Origin of the sequence: Micromonospora sp. NPDC005173 (genome assembly GCF_040608515.1) — a bacterium.
Taxonomy (GTDB): Bacteria; Actinomycetota; Actinomycetes; order Mycobacteriales; family Micromonosporaceae; genus Micromonospora.
In genome coordinates this window covers 52418-66162 of sequence record NZ_JBEXIK010000008.1, presented here as the reverse complement: position 1 = coordinate 66162, position 13745 = coordinate 52418, and the positions used below count along the sequence as shown (strand labels likewise).

The 13745-nt window shown below is 70.7% G+C and carries 15 protein-coding genes; 8 read left to right on the top strand and 7 right to left on the bottom strand.

Annotated features, from left to right (window positions below; translation table 11 throughout):
- The first annotated feature begins 32 nt into the window (after positions 1-32).
- From ABZV00_RS12340 to ABZV00_RS12325, 4 genes are all read left to right on the top strand, one after another.
- Positions 33-1826, top strand: coding sequence for an HD domain-containing protein (locus ABZV00_RS12340; RefSeq protein ID WP_328426810.1), 1794 nt, complete (start codon positions 33-35; stop codon positions 1824-1826).
- A gap of 53 nt (positions 1827-1879) precedes the next feature.
- On the top strand, positions 1880-2422 hold the full coding sequence (locus ABZV00_RS12335) for an NUDIX domain-containing protein (protein WP_355604896.1): 543 nt from the start codon (positions 1880-1882) through the stop codon (positions 2420-2422).
- Positions 2423-2436: 14 nt separating this feature from the next.
- A complete protein-coding gene (locus tag ABZV00_RS12330) occupies positions 2437-3318 on the top strand; it encodes a sugar phosphate nucleotidyltransferase (RefSeq protein ID WP_355605134.1) in 882 nt (293 codons plus the stop codon).
- 79 nt (positions 3319-3397) lie between these two features.
- Positions 3398-3685 (top strand): Lrp/AsnC ligand binding domain-containing protein, encoded by a 288-nt coding sequence (locus ABZV00_RS12325; protein ID WP_074313163.1) that lies wholly within the window; start codon positions 3398-3400, stop codon positions 3683-3685.
- Positions 3686-3778: 93 nt separating this feature from the next.
- On the opposite strand, the gene ABZV00_RS12320 is transcribed toward ABZV00_RS12325, so the two are convergent.
- The 5 genes from ABZV00_RS12320 to ABZV00_RS12300 all read right to left on the bottom strand — a co-directional run bounded on the left by ABZV00_RS12320 (position 3779) and on the right by ABZV00_RS12300 (position 8945).
- Positions 3779-4468: a DUF4142 domain-containing protein gene (locus ABZV00_RS12320; protein ID WP_355604893.1), complete on the bottom strand. Its 690-nt coding sequence runs from the start codon at positions 4466-4468 to the stop codon at positions 3779-3781.
- A gap of 193 nt (positions 4469-4661) precedes the next feature.
- Entirely contained in the window at positions 4662-6290 is a 1629-nt protein-coding gene (locus ABZV00_RS12315) for a cytochrome b N-terminal domain-containing protein (protein WP_355604891.1), read from the bottom strand.
- Entirely contained in the window at positions 6287-7375 is a 1089-nt protein-coding gene (locus ABZV00_RS12310) for a Rieske 2Fe-2S domain-containing protein (RefSeq protein WP_355604890.1), read from the bottom strand. The genes ABZV00_RS12315 and ABZV00_RS12310 overlap by 4 nt, the downstream gene beginning before the upstream one ends.
- Positions 7376-7439: 64 nt before the next feature.
- Entirely contained in the window at positions 7440-8273 is an 834-nt protein-coding gene (locus ABZV00_RS12305) for a cytochrome c (RefSeq protein ID WP_355604888.1), read from the bottom strand.
- 72 nt (positions 8274-8345) lie between these two features.
- Complete coding sequence (locus ABZV00_RS12300) at positions 8346-8945, bottom strand: heme-copper oxidase subunit III (RefSeq protein ID WP_355604885.1); 600 nt, start codon at positions 8943-8945, stop codon at positions 8346-8348.
- Positions 8946-9053: 108 nt separating this feature from the next.
- On the opposite strand from ABZV00_RS12300, the gene ABZV00_RS12295 reads away from it, so the two are divergent.
- The 4 genes from ABZV00_RS12295 (at position 9054) to ABZV00_RS12280 (ending at position 12030) form a co-directional block, all read left to right on the top strand.
- Positions 9054-10037 (top strand): cytochrome c oxidase assembly protein, encoded by a 984-nt coding sequence (locus ABZV00_RS12295; protein WP_328418955.1) that lies wholly within the window; start codon positions 9054-9056, stop codon positions 10035-10037.
- A 133-nt stretch (positions 10038-10170) separates the two neighbouring features.
- Positions 10171-10566, top strand: coding sequence for a hypothetical protein (locus ABZV00_RS12290; RefSeq protein ID WP_355604881.1), 396 nt, complete (start codon positions 10171-10173; stop codon positions 10564-10566).
- 88 nt (positions 10567-10654) lie between these two features.
- On the top strand, positions 10655-11701 hold the full coding sequence (gene trpD / locus ABZV00_RS12285; RefSeq protein WP_328418957.1) for an anthranilate phosphoribosyltransferase: 1047 nt from the start codon (positions 10655-10657) through the stop codon (positions 11699-11701).
- A 122-nt stretch (positions 11702-11823) separates the two neighbouring features.
- The gene (locus ABZV00_RS12280; protein WP_355604878.1) at positions 11824-12030 is read left to right on the top strand and encodes a hypothetical protein; all 207 of its coding nucleotides are present in this window, start codon (positions 11824-11826) and stop codon (positions 12028-12030) included.
- Between the two features lie 187 nt (positions 12031-12217).
- Here ABZV00_RS12280 and ABZV00_RS12275 read toward each other — a convergent pair whose 3' ends face one another.
- Positions 12218-12643 carry a cytochrome c oxidase subunit 4 gene (locus tag ABZV00_RS12275; protein WP_328418959.1) on the bottom strand — a complete coding sequence of 142 codons (426 nt, stop codon included), beginning with the start codon at positions 12641-12643 and terminating at the stop codon, positions 12218-12220.
- Between the two features lie 9 nt (positions 12644-12652).
- Positions 12653-13624, bottom strand: coding sequence for a cytochrome c oxidase subunit II (gene coxB, locus ABZV00_RS12270; protein WP_328418960.1), 972 nt, complete (start codon positions 13622-13624; stop codon positions 12653-12655).
- Between the last annotated feature and the right edge of the window lie 121 nt (positions 13625-13745).

Here is a 13745-nt window from a genome sequence, read left to right as displayed (position 1 = left end):
GGCCGCGGAGCCGGGGTGAGGAGGTGTCCCTCGTGGACGTCGACGCCGGACACGGCGCCGCCCTGGGGGGCGCCCTGCCGACCCAGTCGGGTGAGCTGCCGCTGGCCCGCCGGCTGCGGTCGCTGCTCACCTGGCCGACCGCCGACTCCGACCCGGTCACGCAGCTTGTCCGGACCCATCGGGGCATCCACGCCGGCACCGATCCCGCGGTGCTTCGCCGGGCGTACACCATCGCGGAAAACATGCACCGCGGGCAGTTCCGCAAGAGCGGTGAGCCCTACATCACCCACCCCCTCGCGGTGGCGCAGATCTGCGCCGAGCTGGGGATGGACACCATCACCCTGGTGGCGGCGCTGCTGCACGACACGGTGGAGGACACCCGCTACACGCTCCAGGCGCTCTCCGAGGACTTCGGTGGCGAGGTGGCCCACCTGGTCGACGGGGTGACCAAGTTCGACAAGGCGTTCTACGGCAAGGCCGCCGAGGCGGAGACGATCCGCAAGATGATCGTGGCGGCTGCCAAGGACGTCCGGGTGCTGATCATCAAGCTGGCCGACCGGCTGCACAACATGCGCACCCTCGGTGTGCGCTCCGCGGCGTCGCGGGAACGGATCGCCCGCAAGACCCAGGAGGTGCTGGTCCCGCTCTGCGACCGGCTGGGCATCCAGACCCTCAAGCGCGAGCTGGACGACGTGGTGCTGCTGCACCTGGAGCCCGACGAGCACGCCCGGCTGGCCCGGCACGTGCACGACCGGCCGGGTTGGGACGCGTACCTCGAGTCGGTGGTCACCCGTGCCCGGGTGGCGTTGCGTCGCAGCCGGGTCGACGCCGAGGTGAGCCCCCGGCCCCGGCACCTCTACTCGATCTGGAAGGACACCATCGCCGGCGGCCACGCCGCGCCGTACGACCTGCCGCGCATCTCTGTGGTGGTCGACGGCCCGGCCACCGACTGTTACGCCGCGCTCGGCGCCATCCACGGCACCTGGCGACCGGTCCCCGGCCGATTCAAGGACTTCATCGCCTCGCCGAAGAACAACCTCTACCGCTCGCTGCACACCAGCGTCTGCGGCCCGCAGGACCGCACGGTGGAGGTGCTGATCCGCACCGAGGAGATGCACCGCTCGGCCGAGTACGGCATCGCCGCCGACTTCCGCTTTCCACGCACGAGCAGCGGCAGCGCGGCGGCCCGCGCCGAGCAGTTGGACTGGCTGCGGCGGGTGCTCGACTGGGAGCCGGACGCCGCCGACCCGGCGCAGTTCCTCGAGTCGCTGCGCTGCGACCTCGCCGAGGGGCAGATCCAGGTCTTCTCTGACGGGCGGCAGGTCGTGCTGCCGGCCGGTGCCACGCCCGTCGACCTCGCCTACGAGCTGGGCAGCCAGCGGGGCGACCACTGCCTCGCCGCCCGGATCAACGGCCGGCTCGCGCCGCTGAGCTCCGAGCTGGACGAGGGCGACGTGGTCGAGATCTTCACCGAGAACGACGGGGACAACGGCTTCGAGGCCGGGGTGGCGCCGCGCGGCCCACGCCGGGAGTGGCTCGACTTCGTCAAGTCGCCGCACGCGCAGATGCAGATCAACCGGTGGTTCGCGGAGCACACCGAGCCGGGCATCACGATCAGCGACAAGGTCCGCCTCGGCCGGGCCACCATCGGGCTCGCCCTGCGCCAGCACAACCGTGGCCTCGCCAGTGACCTGCCGCTGCTGCGCCTCTCCGAGGAGCTGGGCTACCCCGACCTGGAGACCCTGCTGGTCGCGGTCTTCGACCGGGTGATCGAACCGGACACCGTGGTCCGCCAGCTCATCGACCTGGTCGACCATCGGCAGTGACCCGCCGGGCCCCAGCGCGTCCGAACGACATTCGTGACCACTAGCCTGGAGTCATGATCCCCCGCTCCCGCGCCACCGGTCGGGCCATCTTCTACCAGGCTTTCTACCGGCTGCCTCTGCCGGTGCGCCGCCGCCTGGTCCGGCTGGCCGTGCCCAAGTACATCGTCGGCGCGGTCACCCTGGTCCGCGACGCCGAGACGACGGGTGCGGGGCGGTTGCTGCTGCTGCGCCAGCCGCCCGGCAAGGGTTGGTCGTTGCCCGCCGGCCTGCTGGATCGGGGCGAGGCCCCGGTGGTGGGCGCGGCCCGCGAGCTGTTCGAGGAGAGCGGCATCCGGCTCCCACCGTCCCGGCTGCGCCCCGCGGTGCCGAACGCGGTCGTGCACGCCAAGGGCTGGGTGGACGTGGTCTTCGAGACGGAGGTGCCGGCCTCCGACACCGAGCTGGTGGTCGACGGCGGCGAGGTCTTCGAGGCCGCCTGGCACCCGCTCGACGATCTGCCCAAGCTGACCTGGCCGACGGCCCGGCTGCTCGCCTACTACGACATCGGGCCGCTGGCCGGGCAGTTCCCGCCACCGGTACCCGACACGATGCCGTGACCGCAGCGGCCGGCGTGCCGGCGACCGACGGCCGGCCGGGCGACCGGCGGGCGGAGGTGTGCGCCGTGGTGCTGGCCGCGGGCGAGGGCACCCGGCTGCGACCGCTCACCGAGCGGGTGCCCAAGGCGCTCTGCCCGGTGGGCAACGTGCCGCTGCTGGACCGGGCGCTGGCCCGGCTGGCCGGGCTCGGCCTGACCGGTCCCGGACGGGTCGCGGTGAACGCCTGCTACCTCGCCGACCAGGTGGTCGCGCACGTCGGCGACCGTGCTCACCTGTCGGTGGAGCCCGGCGACCCGCTCGGCACGGCGGGCGGGGTGGCCAACCTGCGGGACTGGATCGACGGCCGGCCGGTGCTGGTCGGCAACGCCGACGCGTACCTCGCCGACCCGGCGGCTCCACCGGGCACGGACGTGGCCGCCCTGCTCGACGGCTGGGACGGGCACCGGGTACGCCTGCTCGGTCAGCCCGCCGCGAACCCGACGGAGCCGGGCACCTTCGCCGGGCACTGCTTCACCGGCTTCTCGCTGCTGCCCTGGCGGCTTGTCCGCGACCTGCCGGTGGTCTTCTCCGACCTCGTACGCGCGGTCTGGCGGCCAGCCGAGGCGGCCGGCGCGCTGGAGGTGGTGCCCTACCCGGGCACCTTCTACGACACCGGCACCCCCGCCGACTACCTGGCCGCCAACCTGCACGCGGCGGCGGGCGGCACCCTGGTCGACCCGTCGGCCACGGTGACCGGCCGTTGCGTGGAGTCGGTGGTCGGCGCCGGTGCACGGGTGCACGGCGACGTACGGCGCACGGTGGTCTGGCCGGGCGCGACGGTACGCGCCGACGAACGACTACGCGACGCGATCCGGGCCGGGGACGGCTGCACCGTGCCGGCCGGCGCGCAGGGCTGAGCCCCGACGGCTCCCGCCTCCAGGCCCGGGCGGAAACATCTAGCATGGGCGACGACGCCGACGAACGGAGAAATGCCCCGTGATCACCGCGATCGTGCTGATCGACTGCGCCACCGACGCGATCCCCGAGGTGGCGGAGAACCTGGCCAACCTCCCCGGCGTCAGCGAGGTCTACTCGGTGGCCGGGCACGTCGACCTCATCGCCATCGTCCGGGTCCGCGAGTTCGACCAGATCGCCCAGGTCATCGCGGGCAGCATCTCCAAGGTGCCGGGCGTGCTCAACACCGAGTCGCACATCGCGTTCCGGGCGTACTCCCAGCATGACCTGGAGGAGGCGTTCGCCATCGGCCTGGCCAGCGCCGACTGACCGCGCCGGCCACGCCGACCGCCGTGTCGGCCACGCCGGACGCACGGCGGCCGGTCCACCCCGCGGGTGGACCGGCCGTCTGCTGCCGTTACGTCAGCTCTCGCTCGGAGCCGGCGTCTCGGTGGTGCCACCGCCCGGAGCCGGCGACTCGGTCGTGCCGCCCGGAGCCGGGGACTCGGTGCCCGTGCCGCCCGGAGCCGGCGACTCAGTGCCGGTGCCGCCCGGGCTGGGCGTACCGCTGGCGCTGGTTTGCGGGACCGGAATGCCCAGCTGGTTGGCGAGCTGGACCAACTCGTCGTAGTGCGTCTGCAGGATCGGCAGGGCGGTCTGGGCCAACTGGACCACCGACTGCTCGGAGCCCTGCGAAATCTCCGTCTGGGTGGCCTGGATGGCCTGGACGTGACCGGCCAGCTCACTGGTCACCCAGAGCCGGTCGAACTCCGCGCCGCTGGCGTTGTTCAGCTGGTCGATGACGGCCTGCTGATCGGCGCTGGGCTCGTTCGGCAGTTCCACCCCGAGCTGGGACGCGGTCTGCTGCACCGTCTGGTCCAGCTGGGTGTGGTCGGTCTTCAACATCGCGCCCAGGTCCTTGACCCCCTGGTCCTGGCCCTTCTGCTGGGCCAGGTCACCGGCGGTGATTTCGAACAGGTTGACCTGGTGCACCGCCTGCAGATACTGGGTGTCCTGCGTCGACGGCTGTGCCGCGGCCTGCGCGGCCGCTGCCGGCGCTACGCCGACCAGTACCAGCGCGGCCAACAGGCCGAGGCGTTTGATACCCAACATGCTTCCCCCCCTTGAGACGTTGGACCGCACGGATACCCGGCTCACCGGGGTTATTCCTGCGATCGCCCGTAGCGCGGGGTCGACCGGTCCCGCCGTGGCCGTCCGACTCCTGACCGGATGGGTGGTGGACGCCGATACGGCGTGGCGCCCGCCGGAATTCCGGCGGGCGCCACGTAACGCTGCGGTCGGGGGGTCAGCGGCGGCTCTCGCCGCTGCTGATCTCCTCGCGCTCGGGTCGGGCCTCGACCGGCGGGTGCCCCGGCGAGACCGGCGCCTCGACCGGCTTCTCGATCGGGTAGAAGAAGCCCCGGATCGCCGGGCCGAGGGCCCCGAGCCGGTTCATCTTCTTGGGCACCACCCAGCCGACGTACTCCAGCTCGCCGTGGCCGTCGTGCCCGTCCGCCGCACTGAGCGGCTGGTGCACCTCGACGAACCGGCCGTCCGGCAAACGCCGGATGATGCCGGTCTCCACGCCGTGCGCGAGCACCTCCCGGTCGTGCTGCTGTAGACCCAGGCAGAGCCGGTAGGTGACGTAGTACGCCACCGGCGGGACCAGCAGCAGGCCGACCCGGCCCGCCCAGGTCATCGCGTTCAGGCTGATCTGGAACTTGTCGGCGATAACGTCGTTGGCGCCGGAGAGCGTCAGCACGATGTAGAACGACACCGCCATGGCGCCGACCGCGGTCCGGGCCGGAACGTCACGGGGCCGCTGGAGCAGGTTGTGGCTCTTGCGGTCCTTGAGGTGCCGCGCCTCCAGGAACGGGTACATCGTCGACAGGCCCACCAGGATGCCGGGCAGCACCACCGTCGGCCAGAACAGCGGCGGAATGACGTACCCGTCACCGAGCGGGATGTTGATCTCCCACGCTGGCATGAGCCGCGTCGAGCCGTCGAGGAACATGACGTACCAGTCGGGCTGGCTGGCGGCCGAGACCACCCACGCCTCGTACGGGCCGAACAGCCAGATCGGGTTGATCTGGAACAGACCGCCCATCAGCGCGATGACCCCGAAGACGACCATGAAGAAGCCGCCCTGCTTCAGCGCGTACCGCGGGAACATCCGCTCGCCGACCACGTTGCCGTTGGTCCGACCGGGGCCGGGCCACTGGGTGTGCTTCTGCTTGAAGACCAGGCCCAGGTGGACGCTGATCAGAGCGACCAGCAGACCCGGGATGAGCAGCACGTGGGCGATGAAGAACCGGCTGATGATGATCGTGCCGGGGAACTCCCCGCCGAAGATCGACGAGGTGACCCAGGAGCCGATCACCGGGATCGACAGCATGATCGCCGAGGCGATCCGCAGGCCGGTGCCGGACAGGCCGTCGTCCGGCAGCGAGTAGCCGGTGAAGCCGGCCAGGAAGCCGACCCAGAACAGCAGCGAGCCGATGATCCAGTTGGTCTCCCGCGGCTTGCGGAAGGCACCGGTGAAGAAGACCCGCAGCATGTGCACGACGATCGCGGCCATGAACAGCAGCGCCGCCCAGTGGTGCATCTGCCGCATCACCAGACCGCCACGGACGTCGAACGAGATGTCCAGGCTGGAGGCGTACGCGGCGGACATCGGCGTGCCCTGCAACGGGGCGTAGCTGCCGTCGTAGACCACCTCGGTCATCGCCGGCTCGAAGAAGAAGGTCAGGAACACACCGGTCAGCAGCAGCACCACGAACGAGAACAGCGCGATCTCGCCGAGGAGGAAGGACCAGTGGTCCGGGAAGACCTTGTTCAGCAGCCGGCGAAGCGGGGTGGCCACCTGGAAGCGGTCATCCACTCCCACCGCGGCCTTGCCCGGCGTCGCCGCAAGGTCAAGCTTTCGACGCTTCATGGCCGCTCCCAGAAATCAGGCCCGACGGTCTCGGTGTAGTCGGACTTCGCCACGAAGAAGCCCTCGGAGTCCACCTCGATCGGCAACTGCGGCAGCCGCCGGCTGGCGGGGCCGAAGACGGGCCGGGCGTTGTCGGTGATGAGGAACTGGGACTGGTGGCACGGGCAGAGCAGCCGGTTGGTCTGCTGCTCGTACAGGCTGGCCGGGCAACCGGCGTGCGTGCAGATCTTGGAGAACGCCGCGTAGTTGCCCCACATGTAGTCGCCGTGGCCGACCCGCTCGTTGGCCTGGCGCGAGGTCATCGCGTCGGAGTCCCGCAGGTGGATCAGCAGCGTCGGCGAGTCGGCGTGCTTGTTGCTCACGCCGTGGTCAATGCCCGGGAAGACGGTCAGCTGACCACCGACGCTGATGTCGGCCGGGCGGATCGGCCGGCCGTCCTCGCGAACCAGCCGGATCCGCTGGCCACCTTCGGCCGCGGCGAACCCGGTGGTGAACATCTGGTTGTTCTTGTGCGGCTGGGAGATCAGACCGCCGACCAGCGGCGCCGCGACCACCGCGCCGACCGGCGCGAGACCGGCCAGCAGCGAGATGCCGAGCAGCGGGCGACGCTTCACGCCCAACTCGTCGGCCATGTAGAGCATGGTCTGGCCGGTGATGGTGCGGCTCTCCTCGTCCACCGCGCCCTCGTGCCGGTCCTGGATCGAGACCTCCTTGGGCAGCAACTTCTTGCCCCAGGTCAGGATGCCGAAGCCGACGGCGAGCAGGGCCACGCCGAGGGTGGCGCCGAGCAGCGGGGTGTAGAACTTGTCGCCGCCACGGCCCGGCTCGTACTGCCACGGCCACCAGATGTAGATGGCCAGGAACGCGGTCGCCGCCAGGCCGGTGATCAGGAAGAACCCTGCCACCACCCGGGTCAGCCGGCGCTCGGCCTTGGTGCCGGGCAGTACCTGCGGCTCGTAGTGGACGATCTCGATGTCGTCCCGGCGCGCGCCCTCACGGACGACGTCGAACCGGGTCACCCCGGGCGCGTTCAGGTCGAGCGGCTCCTGGCCCTGCGGGGCCTGGTGCTCGGTGTGCGTGCTCATGCCGTCACCTCGCTACGGGTGGCGCCGAGCGGCACCACAGCACTGAATCGGATGATCCGCTCGGTCACGACTTGCCCGCAATCCACAGGCTAGCGAAGACGAGCGCCACGATGCCAACCAGGAAGATCGCCAGGCCCTCGGTGGACGGCCCGTACCGGCCGAGGTTGAACCCACCCGGGTCCTGGTCGTGCTTCAGCGTCTCCTGGATGTAGGCGATGATGTCGGCCTTCTGCTCCGGGCGGAGCTGGTTGTCACCGAACACCGGCATGTTCTGCGGGCCGCTCAGCATCGCCGCGTAGATCTGCCGGTCGGTCGCCGGGTGCAGGCTCGGAGCGAACTTGCCCGAGGAGAGCGCGCCACCGCCGCCGCCGAAGGCGTGGCACTGCGAGCAGTTGATCCGGAACAGCTCACCACCGGCCGCGACGTTGGCGTCCTGGGCGAGGTCACCCTCCGGCACGATCGGGCCGCCACCGAGCTCCTGGATGTACTGAGCCAGCTGGCGGGTCTGCTCGTCGGTGAAGAGCGGGGGCTTGCGGTGTGCCTGGGCCTCCTGCCGGGCCATCGGCATCCGGCCGGAGCTGACCTGGAACTCGACCGAGGCGGCGCCGACGCCGACCAGGCTCGGTCCGCGGCCCTCGACGCCCTGGGCGTTGCGTCCGTGGCAGGTCACACAGCTCACGTCGAACAGCGCCTTGCCCTCGGCGGCGGCGCCGGTCATCGGCGGGTTGTCCTGCGCCTGCACACCGGGGGCGAAGACGGTGTAGGCGCCGCCGGCGAGCATCAGCGCGGCGAACAGCCGAACCGCGGCACCCAGCCGGCGGCGGCCCCTGCTGCGCGCGGCGGGCCGCCCGCGCAGGCGCGCGAGCAGACCGCGTCGGCGGTCGTTGTCAGAAGTCATGAGCTGTGTCCTTAACCGGTTGGACCTTGTCTCAGGGGACGGAGCAGCGGCGCGGTTCGTGACGCGCCAAGATCACTGAAGCCAGTAGATCATGGCGTACAGCCCGATCCACACGACGTCGACGAAGTGCCAGTAGTACGACACGACGATCGCCGAGGTCGCCTGCGCCGGTGTGAACCGGCCCATGGTCGTACGGACCATGAAGATGATGAAGGCGATCAGGCCGCCGGTCACGTGCAGGCCGTGGAAGCCGGTGGTCAGGTAGAACACCGAGCCGTAGCCGTCTCCGTTGATCTTGACGCCCTCGTGCACCAGCTCGCGGTACTCGTTCAGCTGGCCGAGCACGAAGATCAGACCCATCACGAAGGTGACGGTGAACCAGCGCCGCAGCGCGTGCACGTCACCCTTTTCCGCCGCGAAGACGCCGAGCTGGCAGGTCACCGACGAGAGCACCAGGATCACCGTGAACGTGGTCGCGTACGGGATGTTGAGGTGCTCGGTGTGCTTCTCCCACTGCTCCGGCGCAGCCGCGCGGATCGAGAAGTACATCGCGAACAGCGCCGCGAAGAACATAAGTTCGCTGGAGAGCCACACGATCGTCCCGACGCTGACCATGTTCGGTCGGGTCAGAGAGTGGATCCGGCTCTTGTCAATGGCTGGGGCCGCAGTCACGCCGTCATTATTGCCCCTGACCGGGGCCGGCGATCAGCGGGGTGGCAAACCCACGCCTTCCGTGGCCCGAGCGTCGGGGTCCGGTTCGCCTGGCCTAGCCTGAAAAGCGTGCTGCACGTCGATCCGATCTTCGCCGCCACCTCGGCCGTCCCGGCCGCAGTGCTCGCGGCCACCCCGGCGGGCCCGGCGCTGGCCGCCGGGGGCGAGGCGACCCCTCCCCCGTTCACCGTCGGCACGGTGCTGACCGAGACCCGGTTGGACAGCTGGCTGGCGCTCGGCCTGGTGCTCGCCGCCGGCCTCTACCTCTATGGGGTGCACCGGCTGCGCATCCGCGGCGACCGCTGGCCGGTCTCCCGTACCGTCTTCTTCCTCGGCCCCGGCCTGGGCGGCATCGCGCTGGTCACGGTCAGCGGGCTGCACGCGTACGACACCGCCCTGCTGTCGGTGCACATGGTCCAGCACATGGTGCTGTCCATGGTGGCGCCGATCTTCCTGGCACTCGGCGCACCGATGACGCTGGCGCTGCGGACCCTGCCGGTCGGGGCGCGCAAGCGCCTGCTGGCGATCGTGCACAGCCGCGTCGCCCGGGTCTACAGCTTCCCGCTGGTGGCGTTCGCCATCTTCGTGGTCAACCCGTTCGCGCTGTACTTCAGCGACCTGTACCGCTTCACCCTCGAACACGCCTGGGCGCACGAGCTGGTGCACGCGCACTTCATCCTGACCGGCTGCGTGTTCTTCTGGCCGCTGCTCGGCCTCGACCCGCTGCCGGGCCGCTGGCCGTACCCGGCACGGGCGCTGCTGATGCTGCTCTCCGTGCCGTTCCACACCGTGCTCGGGCTCACCATCATGCAGAGCAGCACGCTCTTCGGCGGCGACTGGTACCCGTCGCTCAACCTGAGCTGGTCCGACCCCTGGGACGACCAGGTGGTCGCCGGCGGCATCCTGTGGGCCGGCGGTGAGTTCGTCAGCGTCACCATGCTCGCGGTCCTGGTGGTGCAGTGGGTCAAGCAGTCCGAACGCGAGGCCCGCCGGATCGACCGCGACCTGGACCGCCAGGAGGCCCGCGAACGCGCCGCCGGCACCCCGGCCTGAGCTTGCACCGCCGGCACCCCGGCCTGAGCTGCGGCGACGGTACGCCAGACGGCCGGCGACGGGCGGGATGTCGACTGCGTCACGTGGACCGGTACGATCGGCGGGCAGCTACGAGGTGGGAGCCAGTCCAGCCATGAGCGATCGTCTTTGCACCGTCCTGCTCTACAGCGACGACCCGCAGGTCCGTGATCGGATGCGGATGGCCGTCGGCACCCGGCCCGCACCCGGGCTGCAGATCGAGTTCGTCGACGCGTCGACCTACGCCGAGACCATCCGGCTCGTCGATGACTACGAGATCGACCTCCTGCTGCTCGACGGTGAGGCGAGCCCGGGCGGCGGTATGGGCATCGCCCGACAGATCAAGGACGACCGGGACGACGCGCCCCCGACCTGCCTGGTGATCGCCCGCGCCGCCGACCGATGGCTCGCCGCGTACGCCGAGGTCGACGCGACGCTGGTGCACCCGCTCGACCCGGTGACCACCGGCAGCACGGTGGCTGAGCTGCTGCGGACGCACGCACCCGCCTGACGTCCCCGCTCTCCGGCACCGCCACGGCGCCGGAAGAATCGGCGCCGGTTCCAGCCCACCCGCACTTCGCATGCTCGGGAGGCCCGCCATGGGCGATCGGACCTGGCCGCACCTGCTCAACGCGCTGCTGCGCGGCGACGAGCTGTCCACCGCCGACACCGCCTGGGCGATGGGCGAGATCATGGCCGGCTCGGCGGGCGCCGCGCAGGTCGCCGGCTTCGCGGTGGCGCTGCGGGCCAAGGGCGAGACCTCGGCCGAGCTGGCCGGGCTGGTCGAGACGATGCTGAGCCGTGCGGTCCCGGTCGACCTTCCCGAGGAGCTGCGTTCCACCGCACTGGACGTGGTGGGCACCGGCGGTGACCTCGCCCACACGGTCAACATCTCCACCATGGCAGCGCTGGTGGTGGCAGGCGCCGGCGTCCGGGTGGTCAAGCACGGCAACCGTGCCGCGTCGTCCTCCTGCGGCACCGCCGACCTGCTGGAGTTCCTCGGCGTTCCGCTCGACCTCGACCCGGACGCGATTGTCCGCTGCGTCACCGAGGCGGGCATCGGGTTCTGCTTCGCGGCCCGGTTCCACCCGGGCATGCGGCACACCGGGCCGATCCGGCGAGAGCTGGGCGTGCCCACCGTGTTCAACTTCCTCGGCCCGCTGACCAACCCGGCCCGGCCCCGCGCCGGCGCTGTCGGCTGCTTCGACCCGCGGATGGCCCCGGTGATGGCCGGCGTGTTCGCCGCTCGCGGCGACTCGGTGCTGGTGATGCGCGGCGAGGACGGGCTGGACGAGTTCACCACTGCCGCACCGACCCGGGTCTGGGCGGCCCAGGGCGGCACCGTACGCGAGGCCGTGCTGGACGCGACGGACCTGGGGGTACCCCGGTCCACCCTCGCGGATCTGCGCGGTGGTGACGCCCCGTACAACGCCGGCGTGGCCCGTCGCCTGCTGGCCGGCGAGACCGGCCCGGTCCGGGACGCGGTGCTGGTCAACGCGGCGGCGGCGCTGGCCACTCAGGGCCCGCTCGACGGCGACCTGACCGAGGCGCTGCGCGCCGGCCTGGACCGCGCGGCCGAGTCGATCGACTCCGGCGCGGCGGCCGCCACCCTCGACCGGTGGATCGAGACCGCCACCACCGCCTGACTCGCCCCGCAGTGGGGATTTGTCGGACCCGCGTGGGAAACTACAGCCGAGTAGTTCTCCGCTTCCGTTTGTGCGTTGCTGTCGCGCCGGGGGCGAGCCGCCCGAAGTGAGAGGAGACGCCCGTGTCGTCGGACCGCGAGCTCTACTGCGGCGTCTGCGAGGGCGTGGCGCCGTTCGAGGTGCCGCCCTGCGTCGACGGCCACGGCACCGACTGTCCCGAGCTGATCTGCACCCGCTGCGGCACCGCTGTGGTGATCGCCACCTTCACCTTCCGCGTCACCCGGCTGGCCGACCGCCGACACCGCCAGCCCACCCGCCACGCCGCCTGACCCCGCCACGGCTCGATCGACTCGGTGTCGGCGTGGGTGCGGTATCCGGCAGCGCTCTCACCCCCGGATCGGGTACGTGGAGTTGATCACCCGAGCCCGCCGGGCTCGAGCACGACGAAGGCCCGCTCCCCCACCGGGGAACGGGCCTTCATGGCAGTACGGGTCGCTGCTACGGCGACCGGGTGAATCAGTGCTCGGCGGTACGCCGGGTGCCGGTGTAGTACTCGAACAGCAGCCCGCAGGCGGCGAAGATGACCGCCAGCAGACCGGCACCGACCAGCCAGAACTGCCAGAACACCAGGCCCATGCCTGCCGTCGCGGCGGCCAGCGCCAGGCCGAACGGCCAGTAGCTGCCCGGGCTGAAGAAGCCGACCTCACCGGCGCCGTCAGCGATCTCGGCGTCCGGCCGGTCCTCGGGGCGCAGGTCGATCCGGCGGGAAACGAACCAGAAGAAGCCACCGCACATCGTGCAGAGCAGGAAGGACAGCAGCAGGGCCACCGTGCCCACCCACTCGACGCCACCGGCCTCACCGGCCGTCCAGGCGCCGTAGAGGATGGTCGCGCCGCCCAGGAACGTGGCAATGATCAGGAAGATGCGCCACTCGGTCTTCATCCCGCTGCCTCAGCTTCCCGTGCCGGCCGGAGCGTTGTCCGGGTTGAAGTTGCTGTGCGTCCGCCGGGTGTCGAACGGCTCGGTGGTCTCCGCGTACGGCTTCTCACCGATCTGGATCAGTGCGTCCTGGGTGGACTTGCCGCCCTGCTTGGCCGCCAGGAACTGGTCGTACTGCTCGGGCGAAACCACCCGCAGCTCGAAGTTCATGAACGCGTGGTAGCTGCCGCACAGCTCGGCGCAGCGGCCGACGTAGGCGCCCTCGGTCTCCAGGCTGGAGACCTCGAACACGTTGCGGATCTTGCCCGGCATGACGTCCCGCTTGAACAGCAGCTCCGGCACCCAGAAGGAGTGGATGACGTCGCGGCTGGTCTCCTCGAACCGGATGGACCGGTTGGTCGGGAGCACCAACACCGGGATGACCTCGCTGGTGCCGAGCGTCGACGCGGTGGTCTTGGCGTCCGGGCCCTGCCCGTCGCGGTAGTTGAACTGCCAGTTCCACTTGAAGGCGACGACCTCGACCGTGACGTCGGGGTTCTTCGTCAACTTGTCCACGTCGGTCTGCACGATCGCCGTGTAGTAGAAGAGCACGGAGACGATCAGGATCGGCGCGATGGTGTAGAGGAACTCCATCGGCATGTTGTAGCGGGTCTGCACCGGCAGCGCGTTGCCACGCTTGCGGTAGCGCACAACACACCAGAAGATCAGGCCCCACACGAAGATGCCGACCGCGAGGGCTGCGATGCAGGAGGCTATCCACAGGTCGTACATCCGCCGGGACTCGGCCGAGATGCCGCCCTGCGGCCAGCCGAAGCCGTCGAACGCCCTGCCAACGTCACAGCCCGTGAGCAGGACCAGTAGCGCGACGCCACCGAGACCGAGCCCGGCCACCCGACCAGCACCACGCCGTCGGCGTCCACCGACCCCTCGGGAAGCGCTGTGCCGTACGGCCGACGGCCGTACCTCCGAACTCCTTGCGACCACCTGGTCCTGCCTCCCTAGCGCGCCGCGGTGCGTCTTTCCTCAGCACCGGCGGCAAAGGCGTCACCGACGGTCGCAGATTACTCGACCATGACGGACTCGACCGTGGTGGGGTCACTGTCCG